Origin of the sequence: Nonomuraea sp. CA-218870 (genome assembly GCF_050936535.1) — a bacterium.
Taxonomy (GTDB): Bacteria; Actinomycetota; Actinomycetes; order Streptosporangiales; family Streptosporangiaceae; genus Nonomuraea; species Nonomuraea corallina.
Genome location: NZ_JBNJMN010000001.1, coordinates 1,547,923 through 1,564,760 on the forward strand (window position 1 = coordinate 1,547,923; position 16,838 = coordinate 1,564,760).

Below are 16,838 nucleotides of genomic sequence, written 5' to 3' on the forward strand. Positions count from 1 at the left end.
GAGTACGAACCGCTCTGACACCCCCCAGGAGAACCCCCATGAAGATCTTCACTGGCGTGCGCCGGCGATGGCCGGTCGCGGCCGTCGCGGCGCTCGCGATGGCCGCCACGGCGGTGCACGCGCCGGCCGCCGCGGCAGGCGACAACGACAAGAGCGACAAGCGACCCCAGGCAGCCCAGACCGACCCGGCGCGCACCGCCGCGCCGATCACCCTCGACGGCGTCAAGCCCGGCACGCACGAGATCACCCTCATCACCGGCGACAAGGTGACGCTGACCGAGGAGGGCGGTCGCTACCGCGTCGAGACGAAGGCCGCGCCCAGGCCCGGCCGCGCCCTGCCCACCTTCCACGGCCAGGGCGGACCCGACGGCTTCTACGTCTACCCCGACGACGTGCTGCCCGCGATCAGGACGGGCCGCGTCGACCGCGCGCTCTTCGACGTGAAGTACCTGGCCGAGCACGGCTACGCGGACGACACGTCCACCCCGGTGATCGTGCAGTACCCCGGGAAGGCCGGGAACCGCAGGGCCGCCGCCGACGCTCTGCCCGCCAGCACGCCGACCGCGACGCTCGACAGCGTCAACGGCGTCGCGCTGGCCGTGCCGCACGACCGGACGGCCACGTTCTGGTCCGCCGTGCTGGGCGGCACGCCCGAGGGACGGACGGCGAGCACGCTCGGCGCGGGGCTCGCCAAGGTGTGGCTCGACCGCAAGGTCGAGGCCGATCTCGACCGGAGCGTGCCGCTGGTCGGCGCGCCGCAGGCGTGGGCCGCCGGTCTGGACGGCGCCGGCGTGAAGGTCGCCGTCCTGGACACCGGGATCGACGACGCGCACCCGGATCTCGCAGGCAAGGTCGCCGAAGCCCGGTCGTTCGTCGACGGCGTCGAGACGGTGAAGGACGGCCACGGTCACGGCACCCACGTCGCCTCCACCATCACCGGCAGCGGCGCCGCCTCCGACGGCAGGCAGAAGGGCGTCGCGCCCGGCGTGGAGCTCGCCGTCGGCAAGGTGCTCGACGACAACGGCGGCGGCCAGACGAGCGACGTCATCGAGGGCATGCAGTGGGCCGCGACCAGCGGCGCCAAGGTCGTCAACATGAGTCTCGGCGGCGGCCCCACGGACGGCACCGATCCGCTCAGCCAGGCGCTCGACAACCTGACGGCCGAGACCGGCGCGCTGTTCGTCGTCGCCGCGGGCAACGACGGCCAGGCCGAGAGCGTCGGCGCGCCGGGCGCCGCCCGGTCCGCGCTGACCGTGGCGGCCACCGACAAGGAGGACAAGCCGGCCTGGTTCTCCAGCCGCGGCCCGCGGCCCGACGGCGCGCTCAAGCCGGACATCGCGGCCCCCGGCGTGGAGATCGTCGCCGCCCGCGCCGCGGGGACGAGCATGGGCACGCCCACCGGTGACGCGTACACGTCGGCGAACGGCACGTCGATGGCCACGCCGCACGTCGCCGGCGCGGCGGCGATCCTCGCTCAGCGGCACCCGGACTGGACGGCGGCCCAGCTCAAGATCGCGCTGATGAGCACCGCCAAGGACGTGGGCCTGACCGTGTACGAGCGCGGAGCGGGCCGGCTCGACCTGGCGAACGCGATCACCCAGCGGGTCCACGCGGCCACCGCGAACCTCGACTACGGCTACGTCGATGCGGGCGCCGCGCCGATCAGCAAGGAGATCGCGTACGTCAACGCGTCGGACCAGCCGGTGACCCTCACCCTGACCCCCGCGCTGGCGACCGCCGCGGGCGAGGCGGTCCCTGAGGGCGTCCTGGCGGTGGACCGGACGCTGACGATCGCGCCCGGCCGGACGGGCACGGCCACCGTCACGCTCTCCCCGGCGGACCTGGCCATCGGCGCCTACACGGGCGCGGTCACCGCCACCGACGACCGGGGCACGCGGCTCACCATCCCCGTCGGCCTGCTCCGCGAGCCGCCGAAGGTCAAGCTCACCATGCGTTTCCTCGACCGCCAGGGCGCTCCCGCGAATCCGGAGGTCCTGTCCGTCATCGACGTGACCGGCGACCGGGGCAACCTCGCCGGCCGCGCCCAGGGGGAGTCGCCCGGCGTCATCAGCGTCATGGTGCCCGCCGGCGTCTACAGCGTCACCGGCGCTCTCTCCTGGATCGACCCGGTGACGTACGTGCCCAGCACCGCCTGGCTGGTGAACCCGGAAATCGAGGTCGCCGGGGACACCGAGGTCACGCTCGACGGGCGCGAACTCCGGGAGATCCGTTTCGACACGCCGAAGCGGGCGGTGTCGTCACCGGAGTCGCAGACGTACACCCACGTCCAGCAGACGATGAAGAACGGCGTCCCCTGGTTCAGCTACACGTCCTCCGCGCCCTACTTCCAGCACTGGATCACCCCCACCGAACGCCTCACCAGGAGCAAGCTGCTCTTCACCACCAGCTGGGGTCTGGCGCTGCCCGAGGTGACCATGGAGGTGCGGGGGCGGGACCCGCTCAAGCTGAACCCCGCGGTCTGGCCGCACACCGGGAAGGTCGCCAAGGGCTTCCCCATGGAACAGGTTCCCTTCGCCGGTGATCTGAAGGCGGACCTGGTGGACGTCGGCGTGGGTGAGAACCTGACCGGCCTCGATCTGCGGGGCAAGCTGGCGCTGCTCGACGACGGCGGCGACTGCGGCGGACGGGTGGAGATATTCCGGAGGATCCGGGACGCGGGAGCGGCCGGGGTCCTGATGTGGCCGTCGGCGCCGTTCAGATCCTGCGGGTTCGGGCCGCACATCCCCCAGACGGTGTACGCCGAGCCGGGCGACACCAGCACGGAGGTCGGCATCCCCTACGTGACGGTGGCCCCCGCCGAGGCCAAGGAGCTGACCAGGCGACTGGCCAAGGGTCCGGTCACCATCACGGTCAAGGGCACGCCCACGTCGCCCTACGCCTACCAGCTGCACCCGGTCGAGCGGGACCGGATTCCCGCGTCCATGACGTACAAGATCACCGAGCGGCGGCTGGCGACCATCGACACCCAGTACCACTCCGGCACACCCGCGGACTACGAGTCCTCCTCCTGGCCGGTGGCCGAGGGCCAGGCGAACGTCTACCCGGCCTACCTGCCGATCGTCCGGGCTCCGGACAGGCGCACCGAGTACGTCGGCCCGATAGATCCCGAGGTCGTCGTCGTACGCCAGACGAGCAGCGAACAGCGGAACCAGCTCCGTACCATGCACGTGTTCGACAAGCCGGTCCGTCTCACCCAGCGGTGGAACGCCGGGCCTTACACTCCGGGCGCCTTCACCGTGTCGGACTCCGTCCGCCGGGCGGCCGACGGGCAGGGGACCGGGTTCTGCCCGATCTGCCGGCAGGCGGACGTCCTGTGGGCCACCTACACCCTGATCGGGCCTGAGGGCCAGTCCGGGGACACCTACATCGGCGGCGCTCGCCTGTACAAGGACGGCGCGGAGATCCCGCCCGGCGACGCCCGCGGGTTCCCGGTGTTCACCCTGCCCAAGGAGACGGGCGACTACCGGCTGACCCTCGACGATCCCGGGAACGGGACCACGGCGGAGTGGACCTTCCGCTCCGGCACGGTCACCGAGGACGCCACCCGGGACCTGAAGTGTCTGGGCCTCCTGCTCGGCATCACGGATCCGTGCCGGCCGGAACAGGTGGTGTTCGTCTCGTACGACCTGTCGGACGGCATCGGGCTCGACAACAGCGTGCCGGCGGGACGGCGGCACACCTTCGCCGCCGACGCCTACCACGCGCCGAGCACGGTCCGCGCGCCGAAGGTCTCCGGCCTCAAACTGTGGACCAGCACCGACGACGGCGCGAGCTGGGAGCCGGCCGACGTGCGCCGCGGTCGTGACGGCGGCTACACCGTCTCGGCCACGTATCCGCGCCTGGCGGCCACCAAGGGCGCGGTGAGCCTGCGGGCCGAGGCCTGGGACGCCGCGGGCAACCGCGTCACCCAGACCACGCTGCGCGCCTTCACCCTCCGGTAGCCGGATCTCGGCGGGCTCCGTGGTGAACGGGGCCCGCCGAGCCGCTACGGGTAGCTGACGCCCGGCTTCAGCTTGCCGCCGTAGAGCTGCGGGACGGTGACCAGGTGGTAGCCCTGCTTCTTCAGCTCCCTGATGACGCCCGGCATGGCCTGGACCGTCTGCGGGACCGTGTCGTGCATGAGGATGATCCCGTCGCGCTTGGCCAGGCCGAGCACCTTGGCGGCGATCTTCTTCTTGTCCTTGAGCGACCAGTCGAGCGTGGTGCCGGTCCACTTCACCTCGGCGAGGTTCAGCTGGTCGGCCACGCGCAGCACGCGCTCGTCGGTGTGGCCGAACGGCGGCCGGAACATGGTCGCCGTGTGGCCGGTGGCCCGCTTGATGGCTTCCTGGCCCGCCTGGATGTCGTCGAGGATCTCCTCTTCGAGCCGGGGCCTCAGCGAGAAGTGGGAGTAGGTGTGGTTGCCGATCGCGTGGCCCTCGGCGAGGGTCCGCCGCGCCAGCCGGGGGCGCTGGTCCACGTACTTGCCCGTGAGGAAGAACGTGGCCTTGGCCCGCTCCTTCTTGAGGATCTTGAGCAGCTTGGCGGTGCTCGTGCCGGGGCCGTCGTCGAAGGTCAGCGCCAGACACTTGACCTTGGTGCAGTCGATCTTCGCCTGGGTGGTGGAGGCGGGGGCGCCGCCCAGCGCCAGCGACGCCGCGAGTAAGCCATGAATCAGCACAGCCAACACCCTACGGCCGATCGGGCCAACTGAAACCGGGACCCCCGAGCGGGTAAGCAAAACGTATAAGGCCGCGTGGCGGCGGCGGGCGGCTGCGAAGGTCGGACGGGGCGCGCCAACCGCACGAGGGGACACCATGCACGATCGCGAGGACGGGTACGGTCACGCCCGCGTCACCGGACGGAAGCGGGTGCCGGGCGCGTGACCGAGGCACTGGAGAGGCGGGTCTGCGAGGGCCCGGGGAACGTCCGGCTGGTCGGCGGCGAGATGCTGCTGTGGTCCGACACGGGCGACGTCACCGGCTGGGGGCCCGTCGCGCTGGAGCTCCTCGACCGGCTGCTGCCCGGCGCCGCCCGGGTGCTGCTGGTCGGCCCGCACCCGGTGGGGCTGGTGGACCGGGTGGCGGCGCGGGCCGGGTCGGTGGCCGCGGTGCTGCGCTCGTTCCCCGACGCGTGCGCGCTGGGGGAGCGGCATCCGGACGCGGACGTCCACTGCGGCCGGCTGGACCTGCTCGCCCTGGACGGGCCGTACGATCTGGTGCTCGCGCTGGACGGGCTGGCCCGCGCCCACTCGGCCGAGGCCCCGGCCGTGCCGTGGGGTGAGTCGCTGGCCGCGCTGGCGGGGCTCGTCGCCCCAGGCGGGCGGCTGGCGCTCGGGGTGCGCAACGACCTCGGGGTCGACCGGCTCGTGGACGCGTGCCCGCCGGACCGCGACGGCGGCGACTCCTGGGAGCCGCACGGCTTCGACCCCACGTACCCGGGAGGGCCGGTCAGCCTGGACGCCGCGCTGGAGTCGGCCGGGCTGCGCGTCGAGCGCTGCTACGCGGCCTACCCCGACGGCCGGGCGCCGCGCGCTGTGCTCGCCCGCGAGCTGCTCGCCATGGGGCTGCCGGAGGCGCTCACGTTCCCGCTGAGCGCGCGCCAGGGGGAACGGATGCCGGCGGCCGACCCGATGCGGCTGACCAGGCTGGTGTTCCGGCACCGGCTGGGCGAGGAACTGGCCCCGCTCTGGCTCGCCGTGGCCGCGCGGGAGGAACCGGAGCCGGTGGACCTGCCGCTCGGCCTGGTCGAGGAGGGCTCGTCCGTGCACGAGCTGGTCGGCGACGGCACCGGCCGGCTCGTGACCAGGCGGCTGCCCGCCGGCGCCGAGCGGCCGGTCCCGGTGGGGCGGGTCGTGGAGGAGGCCCTGGTGGAGGCCTGCGCCCGCGAGGACGTGCGGGCCGTGCGGGTGCTGCTCGCCGCGCTCGCGCAGTGGGTGGAGGACGGCGGCGACGTCACCGCCGCGGCCGACACGCTGGTCTGGGACGGCGACTCCTTCCACCCTCTCGACCCCGGCCCGGCCCCGCCCTCGCCGCCGCCGGCCGTGGTGCTCTGCCGGATGCTGTGGCGGTTCGCGGTGCGGTTGCTGGCCGCCGGGCGCCACCACCCGTGGCCGTGGCCGCTGGAGAGCGACCAGCTCGCGCTCACCCTCTGCGACCTGGCCGGCCGGCCGTGCGACCTTGCCGAGCTGGAGGCGGCCCGCGCGTTCGACGCGGAGCTGGGCCCGTCCGCCGAGCCGGGCGACCCGGCGCCGACGTACCGCGACCTGCTGCGCGCGAGGGACCGGCTGGCCGGGCAGCTCATCGCCGCGCAGGGGAGGATCTCCCGGCTGGAGCGCCGGCTCGTCTCCCGCGAGCGCGCGCTGGCGAGGGCGCGCGCTCGGCTGCGGCGGCGCCGGCACCACGCCTCCGTCTACCGCAGGACGCTCGGCTACCGGCTGTCGCGCGGGCTCGCCCGCCCACGGCGGGCCGCACGCAAGGTCATGCGCCTGCTGTACGGCTGAACCCCGGGGCTGCAGATGGTCAAGAACGGGCATGGACATGGCCTAGCAGTGGCAGAGAGTAAAGATTCAAACACGGCGAGTCGTCATGCTGTCTGTCCATGAGGACCTATTCGCTCGATGACGTCTACGAGACACGCAAGCGGAGAGACTCCTGGTGGACGGTGTACTTCGTGGACCCGGTCGCCTGCCGGGTCGCGCTCGTGGTCGCCAACCGCACCCGGATCACGCCCAACAACCTCACGGTGTTCTCGCTGGTCCTCGGCCTGGCGTCGGCCGTGTGCCTGGCGGCGGGCGAGCTGGCGGCCGGTGCGTTGATCTTCTATCTGAGCTTCATGATCGACTGTGTCGACGGCAAGATCGCCAGGCTGAAGGGCACGGGGACGCCCTTCGGGCTCTGGCTCGACTACGTCGGTGACCGGGTGCGGGTGGTGCTGTGCGCCGCCGGTCTCGCCTACGGGCAGTACGAGCGCACCGGAGAGGTCGCCTACATCCTGCTGGGCGCCGCGGTGGCCGTGCTCGACCTGTTCAGGTACGTGAACGCGCCGCAGATGAAGCGGGTCCACGCCGCCATCAGAGGGGAGCGGAACACCGAGGAGGCCACGCCGGACCTGGTGCCGGCGCCGCGTGAGGAGGACGTCGCGCCGCCTGAGCCGTCGGGCTTCCTGCAGCGGCTCAACGCCTTCCTGGCCCGCCACCGGGTGCGATCGCATCTCATCAGCGGGATCGAGTTCCACGCGGCCGTGTTCGTGATCGCGCCCCTGGTCGGGACCGTGGCGCTGATCCCGGTGGCGGCGGCGGCCAGCTTCCTGCTCCTCGCCAATGAGGTCTTCCTTGTCTACCGGATGTGGCTCTTCGCGCGCAGGCACGGAGTTGCCCAGGAAAGCCGAGAGCACGTTCTCGTCTAAGTTTCGGGGGTTAGTACGAAATGTCCGACCGGCCGGTGTTCGTCATCGGGTGCCCGCGCTCCGGCACCACGATGCTCCAGCTCATGCTCAGTTCCCACCCGCGACTGGCGGTGGCGCCTGAGACGAGGTTCGTCCTTCCCGCCTACTACCGCCGCCGCGTGTTCGGTGACCTGCGCGGGGCCTCCCGCCGCCGCTCCCTGGCCGAGTGGATCGCGGGCGACCGCAGCACCAAGTTCCGCGAGCTGAAGATCGACAAGGTGGACTTCGTCCGCCAGGCCGTGGAAGGGCCCGGCTCGCTCGGCTCGGTGATCGGCACCGCCTTCCGCATGTACGCCGACCGCTTCGACAAGCCCCGCTGGGGCGACAAGCGGCCCAGCTACATCAAGCACACCGATCTGCTGCTCAGGCTCTTCCCCGACGCCCAGTTCATCCACCTGATCAGGGACGGGCGCGACTGCGTGGCGTCGCTGAAGGAGATGCCCTGGTACACGTCCGACTCCTTCCACGCGGTGGCCACCTGGGCCGAGGCCATGGACGCGGGGGAGCGGCTGCGCCGCACACTGCCCCAGGACACCTACTTCGAGCTGCGGTACGAGGACCTCACCGACGATCCGGAGACCGAGCTGAAGAAGCTCTGCGTCTTCCTGGAGGAGGACTTCGCGCCCGCCATGGTGTCGCCGCGCGAGGCCGCCAGCGTGACCGTGCCGGCGCACAAGGTCTGGCACAGCAACACCCACGGCGAGGTCACCCGCAGCCGGGTGGGCAGCTGGGCGAACCGGCTGGACTCGTGGGAGATCTCGCTCTGCGAGCAGATCTTCGGCGAGCGCCTGGAGGCCAACGGCTATGAGCTGTCCGGCGCGCCGCGCGCGGCCAAGGAGCACGTGACGGCCTGCCAGAAGACGATGGCCAGGCGCCGGACCAGCCGGCTGCGCAAGGGCTTCCGCGACCGTCTCAACCGGATGCGTGAGCCGAGCCCCGTCGCGGCCCTGCTGACCAGCGGTCAGCGGGTGCTGGCGGGGGTCCCGCAGCAGCGCAACGAGTCGCCCGAGCTGGCCGAGCACGGCTGAGCACGGGTGCGGCGCGGGCGGCGCCGGCCACGGGGGCCCAGCGCTGCCCGCGCGCGAACCCGTGTGAGGCTCAGCGTTCGAGGTGCGCGAACAGGGCCTCCCAGCGGTCCAGCACGCGGTCGAGGCGGAAGGCCTCGGCCCGCTCGCGCGCGGCGGCGCCCAGCCGCCGCCGGTCGCGCTCCGACCGGATGAGCCACCCCAGCCGCTCCGCCAGCGCGTCCACGTCGCCGGGCGGGACCAGCACCGGCCGGGCCGAACGCACCCCGCCCGACACGTCGAACGCCACCGCCGGCACCCCGTGCGCGGCGGCCTCCAGCAGCACGACCGGCAGCCCCTCGTGCTCGCTGCTCAGCGCGACCAGCGAGGCGGCCCGGTACTCGGCCGGCAGGTCGCGGGCGGGCACCCGCCCCCGGAACACCACCCGGTCGGCCACCCCCTCACGCGCCGCGTGAGACCGCAGCCGCTCCAGCTCCGCGCCGTCGCCGATCAGGTGCAGCTCCCACGGCCGCGGCGCGGCCGACCGGGCGAAGGCGCTGATCAGCCGGTCGAACCGCTTGACCCCCTCCAGCCGCCCCACCGCCAGCACGCGCGGCGCGGACAGCTCCGACACCCGGTCCGGCCAGCTCGCCAGCGGGTTCGGCAGCGCCCAGGCGTGGGGCAGCAGCGCCTGCTCGGAGAAGTGCCACGCGTCGTCCTCGCTGAGGAACACCGCCTGGTCCAGCGCCGGGTAGTGCTTCCTGATCGAGCCCAGGTGCCAGCAGCCGCTCGCGTGCTCGTACGAGCCGTGATACTGGCCGATGGCCCGCAGTCGCCCCGGCACCAGCTCCGTCAGCCTGGAGACCACGGCCGGTGAGGTGAGCACCGCGTAGCCGGGAGGCATCCCGCCCAGCAGCTCCCGCAGCCTGCGCCGGGACCGGCGGCGGGCGAGCGCGCTCTCGGGGCCCACCGGCGCGCGGCTTATCAGGTGGCTGCGGTAGTGCGGGCGCTCGACGTAGCGGAAGGGCGCCTCCGCCCGGTGCAGGCCGATCACGTGCACCTCGTGTCCGCGCCGGGCCAGGCCCTGCGCGAGGGTGTGGGTGACCTGCTGGACGCCGCCGAGCGTGTCGGCGTCCAGGCAGGCGAACACGACGTTCACGACCCGCCTCCGAAGAAGGCCGTGACGGTGCGGGCGGCGGCGTCGCCGCGCTCGTCGGCGCACCACAGCTCGCGGAAGGCCCCGTACCGCGCGGCGTGCGCGGCGTGCTGGGCGGGCAGGTCGCGCAGGCGTTCGACGAGCTCCTCCGTGGTGGTCACGCACGGTCCCGGCGCGATGGACAACAGGTCGTGGTAGACGCCCCGCTCGGTGAGCCGGTACTCGTCCCAGTCGTCGACGAAGAACAGCATCGGCTTGCCGGTGATCGCGTAGTCGCACATCACGGACGAGTAGTCCGTCAGCAGCGCGTCCGAGACCAGCATCAGGTCGTTGACCTCCGGGTACGCGTCGGCCATCCGCACGAAGTGCCGCAGGTGCTCGGGCGGCCGATAGCGCTCCACCGGGTGGGTGCGCAGGATCACCACCCACTCGCCGGCCAGTTCCTCGGCCATCAGCTCCAGGTCCGCCCGGACCGAGCGGCCGCTGCTCCTGGCCCGGTCACGGTACGTGGGCGCGTACAGCAGCGCCTTCTTGCCCGCGGGCAGCTCCAGCAGCCTGCGCGGGTCGCCCGCGAGCTCGCCCTTGACCAGCGCGTCGCAGCGCGGCGTGCCGTGCCGGTAGACGGGGCCGGTGTAGCCGTTCGACGGGACGAAGCGGCGGGAGAACTCGGCGCTGGGCGAGATCAGCGCGTCCCATCGGGCGACCGCGGCGCGCCACCGGGCGCGCGGGCCGTCGAAGTCGCCCCGCAGGTCGGGGGCGTCGAAGCCGACGGACTTGATGCCCTGGCCGTGCCAGGTCTGCAGGTAGCGGGTGCCGCGCGGCTTGGGGTAGTCCAGCGGGAAGCCGTGGCTGTCCACCCAGTAGCCGGCCCTGGCCAGCGTCCAGACGTACTTCCAGCCGCCGCGCCGCACCCGGCGGGCCCCGGGCGGGGCCTGCCCGCGCCCGGCCACCGACCAGACCACCTCGACGGGCAGGCCGCGACGGCGCAGCTCCTCGTACACGGCCCGGGGGCTGCCGGTGCAGCCCTTGCCCACGTCGGACTCGAACAGGGCCAGGTCCGCCCGCGGCCGCACCACCTTGATCAGCAGTTTGTACGCGCGCAGCTTCGCCGCCGGCGTGCTCAGTCTCCTGATGAGCAGCCTCCTGACCCGGCCGAGCAGCGCGCGCCACCGGACACGGCGCCGCCGCAGCCGCAGGTAGGCGGTGTGGCCCTCGGGGCCGAGCGTGCCGCCGGGCAGCTCGATCGGCGTCGTCGCCGGGTCCACGATGAGCCGGTCGGTGGTGGTGAGCCCGTCGGAGAGCCGGGTGAAGCCGATCCGCGGCTCGCCGGAGCCCGCCGGGGTGAAGACCACGTCGGTGACGTAGCCGCCGTCGCCGGACGGGCGCGGCCGGATCGGGACGCGCCGCCCGCCGAGGTCCAGGAACGCCTTCCACTCCACCGGCAGCACGCCGAACGGGTCGAAGGTACGCACGGTCATCCGCACCCTGCCGCCTTCTGCGGTCAGCTCGCTGACCTCGTGCCGCAGCCGCGACGCCGTGAACGGCAGCTCGGCCAGGCGCAGCCGGGTGATGTCCAGGCCGGGCGAGACCGTGGTGCCCCAGTAGGTGCGCCCGCCGAGCTGCACGGCGGCGCGCGGCGCGGCCCGCGGCCCGGTCAGGCAGCCGGCCGCGACGCGCAGGTCCTCGACGCGGTCGTCCATGATGAGCCGGCAGCACACCTTGACCAGCGGGTCCACCCGTTCGTACACCTCGGCGGGGATCTCCTCCAGGTACGGGCGGACGACGGCGGCGAACTCCTTGGCCCACACCAGGTCCCTGCCGGGCAGCGGGTTCAGGTAGACGCACAGGTCCTGGCGCAGGAAGCGGTACTGGCGCGCCGGCACCAGGTCGGCGAACCCCTGCCGGCGCAGCGCGTCGTCGCTCAGCCGGGCCGCGGCCACCCGCTGGCGGACGTTGTCCATGTCCTTGATGGACAGGGAGATGGAGGAGTCGCCGCGGGTCCGGTGCCAGTGGTAGACGACCCACGGCACGACCGCGAACCGCCGCGCCCGCGTGTACAGCTCGGCGGCGAAGACGTGGTCCTCGTAGTGGATGTCCTCGGGGAAGCGCACCCCGCTCTCCCGCAGGAATCGCACGTCGTACAGCTTGTTGGTGCTGAAGGAGTCCAGGAACAGCTCCGGCTCGGCCCGGATGCCCTCGACCACGCGCCGGCGTTCGAACAGCTCCGGATAGTACGGGCGCAGCCGCCCGTTCCACTCGTACAGCCGGGAGATCTGGCCGGACACGAAGTCGGTCCCGGTCCGCTCGATCTCGGCCAGCAGGCTCTTGCAGGCGTGCCGGGGCAGCTCGTCGTCGCTGTCGAGGAACATCAGGTACGGGGACGCGGCGGCGTCCAGCCCGGTGTTCCTGGGAGCGCCGCAGCCGCCGCTGTTGCGCTCGCCGCGCAGGTAGCGCACGCGCGGGTCGGACGCCGCCAGTTCGGCCGCGACCCGGGGGGTGTCGTCCGTGCTGGCGTCGTCGGAGATGATCACCTCAAGGTCGCGCAGCGTCTGGCCCAGCACCGAATGGACCGCCCTGGGCAGGCGGCTGGCGTCGTTGTAGGTGATCACGACAACCGTGCAGTCCGGCATGCCAACCCCCGAGTGTCATGACGTGGGAGTAGGCGTTCCCCGACACTTCACGGGGTACGTCCGGATTGCTAGGTTTTTGCTCCCAAAATCACCGAATAAGGCGACGAATCACCCAGACGATGACGACCAGTGCCGCGATCCCGCCCAGAACCGGCGCCAGCCGCTTCAGCAACGGGGCGCCCGCGATGTCGAGCAGGTCGAGCGCCTCCTCGTCGGCCGTGCGGGAGGTGCGCAGGGTGCCCGCCGGCCGGACGTCCTCCTCGGGGGCCGGCACGGCGGCCAGGTGACGCTCCGAGGGCTCCTCGGCGGCGGCCTCGTCCTGCCGCGTCCCACGCGCAGACTCCTGCGCCGTCTCCTGTGTCGTCTCCTGGGCCGGCTCGGCGAGCAGCTCGGCGAGGTTCGCCGCGAACCGGTCGATGAGCTTCCCGCCGACCTCGGCCATCACACCGCGGCCGAACTGCGCGGGCCGTCCCGTCACGTTGAACGAGGTCTCGACGGCCACCGACGTCGTCCCGTCGGCGGCCGGGGTCAGCCGCGCCCTGACCGTGGCGGCGGCGGTGCCGGAGCCCCGCGCCTCCTTGCCCGACGCCTGGATGGCGAGGGTGTGCGCGTCCTTGTCGACGTCCTCGAACGCGGCCGAGCCTCGGTAGGTGACGGTGATGGGACCGACCTTGACCTTCATCCTGCCCGTGAACCGCTGACCCTCGACGGTGTCGAGAGCCGCACCCGGCAGGCAGGGGGCCACTCGCTCGACATCCAGCAGGACCGCCCAGGCCTGCTCGACGGGGACCGGGACCGTGAACTCGTGCTCGAACCGCATCGCCATCGATTCGCTCCTTCCCGCTGCTGCGAAGACTACGTGCCACGGGGACGCCCCGGAAGGGGCGCCCCCGCATCCCTGATCAGGGCGTACCGGCCGCCGTGCGCACCGCGCGGTGCGTCAGCACGCGGGCCAGGTGCCGCCGGTAGTCCGGCTGGGCGTGCAGATCCGCGGGCGGCGAGGTGTCCGCCGCCGCCTCCTCGCACGCCCGCCTGAGCCCGTCACCCAGCTCCACGCCCTGCAGCGCGGTCTCGGCGGCGCGGGCCCGCAGCGGGGTCGGCCCCATGTTGGTCAGCCCGATCCTGGCCTCCTGGATCGAGCCGTTGGAGCGCCGCACGGCCACCGCCACGCCGACCACCGCCCACGCCTGCGCGGTGCGGCGGAACTTCTCGTAGTGGAAGCCCCAGCCGTCGCCCAGCTTCGGGATCTTCGCGCCGGCCAGGATCTCGCCCTCGCGCAGCGCCGTCTCCAGGTAGTCGACGAAGAAGCCGGCCGCCGGGATCTCCCGCTCGCCCTGCGCCGAGCGGGCCACCAGCACGCCCTCCAGCGCCAGCAGCACGGCGGGCAGGTCGCCCGCCGGGTCGGCGTGCGCCAGCGACCCGCCGAACGTGCCCCGGTGCCGCACCGCCCGGTCCGCCACCAGGGCGGTGGCCAGCGCCACCAGCGGGCAGCCCGCGGCCACCACCTCGGAGCGCAGCACCTCGTCGTGCGTGGTCATCGCGCCGATGAACACGTGGTCGCCGCGGTCGTGCACGCCCGCCAGCTCCGGCAGCCGCGCCACGTCGACCAGCTTCGTCGGGTACGCCAGCCGCAGCCGCAGCAGCGGCAGCAGCGACTGCCCGCCCGCGATCACCTTGGCGTCCTCGTCCGCCGCCAGCTCCTGGCACGCCTCCGCCAGCGACCCGGGACGCACGTAGTCGAACGGTGCCGGGATCATGCCCGTCCTCCTTCCAGCGCCCGCCACACCCGCTCGGGGGTGCACGGCATCGGCACGTCCCGTACCCCGTGCGGCCGCAGCGCGTCCACGATGGCGTTGACCACCGCCGGGGTCGAGGCGATGGTGCCCGCCTCGCCGACGCCCTTGGCGCCCAGCGGGTTGCTGGTGGCCGGCGTCTCGGTCCTGTCGGTCACGAAGTCCGGCAGGTCCGCCGCCGACGGCACCAGGTAGTCGGCCAGCGTGGCGGTGAGCAAGTTGCCCTCCGCGTCGTACACGGCCTCCTCGTACAGCGCCTGGCCGATGCCCTGCGCGATGCCGCCGTGCACCTGGCCCTCGACGATCAGCGGGTTGATCACCGTGCCCACGTCGTCGACCGCCACGTACGAGCGGACCCTGACCTGGCCGGTCTCGGTGTCCACCTCCACCGCCGCCAGGTGGGTGCCGTGCGGGAAGGAGTAGTTGACCGGGTCGAACGTGGCGTCCGAGTCCAGCCGGGCCTCCGCCCCTTCGGGCAGGTTGTGCGCGGCGAAGGCGGCCAGCGCCAGCTCCTGGATCGTCGTGCGGGATTCGGTGCCCTTCACCGTGAACGCGCCGCCGGCGAACTCCAGGTCGTCGGGCGCGCACTCCAGCAGGTGCGCGGCCAGCTTGCGGGCCTTCTCGCGCACCTTCTCGCACGCCTGCAGCACCGCGACCCCGCCGACCACCAGCGAACGGGAGCCGTAGGTGTCCATGCCCTTGTGCGAGATCGCGGTGTCGCCGTGCACCACCGTGACGTCCTCGAACGGCACGCCGAGCGCGTCCGCCGCGATCTGGCTCCATGACGTCACATGGCCCTGACCGTGCGGCGACGTGCCGGTGACGACCTCCACCTTGCCGGTCGGCAGCATCCGCACCGACGCGTGCTCCCAGCCGCCCGCGCCGTAGTTGGCCTCGCCGAGCATCCGCGACGGGGCCAGCCCGCACATCTCGGTGAACGTGCTGACGCCGATGCCGAGCTGCAGCGGGTCGCCCCGGTCCCGCCGGTCGGCCTGTTCGGCGCGCAGCTTGTCGTAGCCGAACAGCTGCAGCGCCCTGTCGGTCGCCGCCTCGTAGTTGCCGGAGTCGTAGGTCAGGCCCGAGATGGTCGTGTAGGGGAACTCCTCGTGCTTGATCCAGTTGCGCCGCCGCACCTCGATCGGGTCCAGCCGCAGCTCCGCCGCCAGCTCGTCCATGATCCGCTCGATCGCGAACGTGGCCTCAGGGCGGCCCGCGCCCCGGTAGGCGTCCGTCGGCGTCTTGGTGGTGAACACGCCCTTGCAGGCGAACTCGTACGCGTCCATCTTGTAGATCGCGTTGAACATGGTCGCGCCGAGCATCGGCACGCCGGGGGTGACCAGCATCAGGTACGCGCCCATGTCGGCCAGCAGGTCGACCTGGAGCCCGCGGACGCGGCCGTCGGCCTCGGCCGCGAGCCTGACGTGCTGGAGCTGGCCGCGCCCCTGGTGCACGGCCATGTTGCCCTCGCTGCGCGACTCGGTCCACTTGACGGCCTTGCCCAGCCGTCGGGAGAGCAGTAAGCAGAGCACCTCTTCCGCGGTGACCTGCAGCTTGGTGCCGAAGCCGCCGCCGACGTCCGGCGCGATCACTCGAAGCTGGTGCTCCGGGATGCCGGTGACCATCGCCAGCATCACCCGCAGCACGTGCGGGATCTGCGTGGAGGTCCACAGGGTGTACGAGTCGCCGTCGGTGGCGGCCAGCACGGCCCTGGGCTCCATGGCCGCGCCGATCAGGCGCTGCTGCACGTACGTCCGGTCGATCACCACCGGGGCGTCCCTGAAGGCTCCCTCGATGTCACCCGAGGTGATCTTGACGGAGAACGCCTGGTTGCCCGCCTCGTGCACCTTCGGGCTGTCCGGCGCGAGCGCCGCCTCCAGGTCGAGCACCGGAGGCAGCGGCTCGTAGTCGACCTCGATGGCCTCCAGCGCGTCGGCCGCCCGGTAGCGGTCGGTGGCCACCACGCAGGCGACGATCTCACCGGCGTACCGCACCTCCGAGACCGCCATCGGCGGGTGCTCGGGGATGACGATGTCCTCCGACACGGGCCACGCGCACGGCAGGCTGCCCTGCTCGTCCGCGACGTCCTGACCGGCGAACGCCGCGAACACCCCGGGCAGCTCGCGTGCCCCGGCCACGTCCACCCTGGTGATCCGCGCGTGCGCCATCGGGCTGCGCAGGAAGGCCACGTGCAGCATCCCCGGCTGCCGCAGGTTGTCCGTCCACCGCGTGCGCCCGGTCAGCAGCCGGGCGTCCTCCTTGCGCTTCCTCGCCTTGCCCACCTCGGTCATGACGACTTCACCGCCTGACCCATCTCCTGGGCGCCCCGTTTCACCGCTCTGACGATGTTGCAGTAGCCGGTGCAGCGGCAGAGGTTGCCGTCGAGCCCTTCCCTGATCGCCTCCTCCGACGGGTCCGGTGTGTCTCTCAGCAGGTCGATGGCGGCCATGACCATGCCCGGCGTGCAGTAGCCGCACTGCAGCGCGTGTTCCTCGTGGAAGGCCCGCTGCATCGGGTGCATCGACCCGTTCGCGGCCAGGCCCTCGATGGTGACGATCTCGCAGCCGTCGGCCTGCACCGCGAGCATCGTGCAGCTCTTGACGGTCTTGCCGTCGAGCATCACGGTGCAGGCGCCGCAGTTGCTGGTGTCGCAGCCGACGGGGGTTCCGGTCTTGTCGAGCCGTTCTCGGAGTAGGTGGACGAGAAGAAGCCGCGGCTCGACATCCTCCTCGTAGGCGATTCCGTCAACTTTGACGGAGATTCGGGGCATACGTCCTCCCTCACAGGAGCAGGGAAAAGGCGGACAAGGCCC

Annotated in this window: 11 protein-coding genes; 4 read left to right on the forward strand and 7 right to left on the reverse strand. The window is 72.6% G+C overall.

Annotation, left to right across the window (positions count from 1 at the left end; all coding sequences use genetic code 11):
* The first annotated feature begins 38 nt into the window (after positions 1-38).
* Positions 39-3,962 (forward strand): S8 family peptidase, encoded by a 3,924-nt coding sequence (locus ACQEUU_RS07855; protein ID WP_433062233.1) that lies wholly within the window; start codon positions 39-41, stop codon positions 3,960-3,962.
* 44 nt (positions 3,963-4,006) lie between these two features.
* Here ACQEUU_RS07855 and ACQEUU_RS07860 read toward each other — a convergent pair whose 3' ends face one another.
* Entirely contained in the window at positions 4,007-4,681 is a 675-nt protein-coding gene (locus ACQEUU_RS07860; protein ID WP_433062236.1) for a polysaccharide deacetylase family protein, read from the reverse strand.
* Between the two features lie 201 nt (positions 4,682-4,882).
* On the opposite strand from ACQEUU_RS07860, the gene ACQEUU_RS07865 reads away from it, so the two are divergent.
* The 3 genes from ACQEUU_RS07865 to ACQEUU_RS07875 all read left to right on the forward strand — a co-directional run bounded on the left by ACQEUU_RS07865 (position 4,883) and on the right by ACQEUU_RS07875 (position 8,474).
* A complete protein-coding gene (locus ACQEUU_RS07865; protein WP_433062239.1) occupies positions 4,883-6,502 on the forward strand; it encodes a hypothetical protein in 1,620 nt (539 codons plus the stop codon).
* A 98-nt stretch (positions 6,503-6,600) separates the two neighbouring features.
* The gene (locus ACQEUU_RS07870) at positions 6,601-7,407 is read left to right on the forward strand and encodes a CDP-alcohol phosphatidyltransferase family protein (protein ID WP_433062241.1); all 807 of its coding nucleotides are present in this window, start codon (positions 6,601-6,603) and stop codon (positions 7,405-7,407) included.
* A 20-nt stretch (positions 7,408-7,427) separates the two neighbouring features.
* Positions 7,428-8,474 (forward strand): sulfotransferase family protein, encoded by a 1,047-nt coding sequence (locus ACQEUU_RS07875; protein WP_433062244.1) that lies wholly within the window; start codon positions 7,428-7,430, stop codon positions 8,472-8,474.
* A gap of 70 nt (positions 8,475-8,544) precedes the next feature.
* Here ACQEUU_RS07875 and ACQEUU_RS07880 read toward each other — a convergent pair whose 3' ends face one another.
* The 6 genes from ACQEUU_RS07880 to ACQEUU_RS07905 form a co-directional block, all read right to left on the reverse strand.
* Positions 8,545-9,609: a glycosyltransferase gene (locus tag ACQEUU_RS07880; RefSeq protein WP_433062247.1), complete on the reverse strand. Its 1,065-nt coding sequence runs from the start codon at positions 9,607-9,609 to the stop codon at positions 8,545-8,547.
* Positions 9,606-12,236 carry a bifunctional glycosyltransferase/CDP-glycerol:glycerophosphate glycerophosphotransferase gene (locus ACQEUU_RS07885; RefSeq protein ID WP_433062250.1) on the reverse strand — a complete coding sequence of 877 codons (2,631 nt, stop codon included), beginning with the start codon at positions 12,234-12,236 and terminating at the stop codon, positions 9,606-9,608. The genes ACQEUU_RS07880 and ACQEUU_RS07885 overlap by 4 nt, the downstream gene beginning before the upstream one ends.
* Before the next feature lie 88 nt (positions 12,237-12,324).
* Positions 12,325-13,062: an SRPBCC family protein gene (locus tag ACQEUU_RS07890; protein ID WP_433062252.1), complete on the reverse strand. Its 738-nt coding sequence runs from the start codon at positions 13,060-13,062 to the stop codon at positions 12,325-12,327.
* 76 nt (positions 13,063-13,138) lie between these two features.
* Complete coding sequence (locus ACQEUU_RS07895; protein WP_433062254.1) at positions 13,139-13,993, reverse strand: FAD binding domain-containing protein; 855 nt, start codon at positions 13,991-13,993, stop codon at positions 13,139-13,141.
* Positions 13,990-16,317, reverse strand: coding sequence for a xanthine dehydrogenase family protein molybdopterin-binding subunit (locus ACQEUU_RS07900; protein WP_433062256.1), 2,328 nt, complete (start codon positions 16,315-16,317; stop codon positions 13,990-13,992). Before ACQEUU_RS07900 ends, ACQEUU_RS07895 begins: the two co-directional genes overlap by 4 nt.
* Entirely contained in the window at positions 16,314-16,796 is a 483-nt protein-coding gene (locus ACQEUU_RS07905; RefSeq protein WP_433062258.1) for a (2Fe-2S)-binding protein, read from the reverse strand. Before ACQEUU_RS07905 ends, ACQEUU_RS07900 begins: the two co-directional genes overlap by 4 nt.
* Positions 16,797-16,838 lie beyond the last annotated feature (42 nt).

Bases quoted from the DNA above. Each gene is read 5' to 3' on its own strand.
- ACQEUU_RS07855 (WP_433062233.1), top strand. From the start codon at position 39: ATGAAGATCTTCACTGGCGTGCGCCGGCGATGGCCGGTCGCGGCCGTC.
- ACQEUU_RS07870 (WP_433062241.1), top strand. From the start codon at position 6,601: ATGAGGACCTATTCGCTCGATGACGTCTACGAGACACGCAAGCGGAGA.
- ACQEUU_RS07875 (WP_433062244.1), top strand. From the start codon at position 7,428: ATGTCCGACCGGCCGGTGTTCGTCATCGGGTGCCCGCGCTCCGGCACC.
- ACQEUU_RS07885 (WP_433062250.1), bottom strand. From the start codon at position 12,236: ATGCCGGACTGCACGGTTGTCGTGATCACCTACAACGACGCCAGCCGC.
- ACQEUU_RS07890 (WP_433062252.1), bottom strand. From the start codon at position 13,062: ATGGCGATGCGGTTCGAGCACGAGTTCACGGTCCCGGTCCCCGTCGAG.
- ACQEUU_RS07895 (WP_433062254.1), bottom strand. From the start codon at position 13,993: ATGATCCCGGCACCGTTCGACTACGTGCGTCCCGGGTCGCTGGCGGAG.
- ACQEUU_RS07900 (WP_433062256.1), bottom strand. From the start codon at position 16,317: ATGACCGAGGTGGGCAAGGCGAGGAAGCGCAAGGAGGACGCCCGGCTG.
- ACQEUU_RS07905 (WP_433062258.1), bottom strand. From the start codon at position 16,796: ATGCCCCGAATCTCCGTCAAAGTTGACGGAATCGCCTACGAGGAGGAT.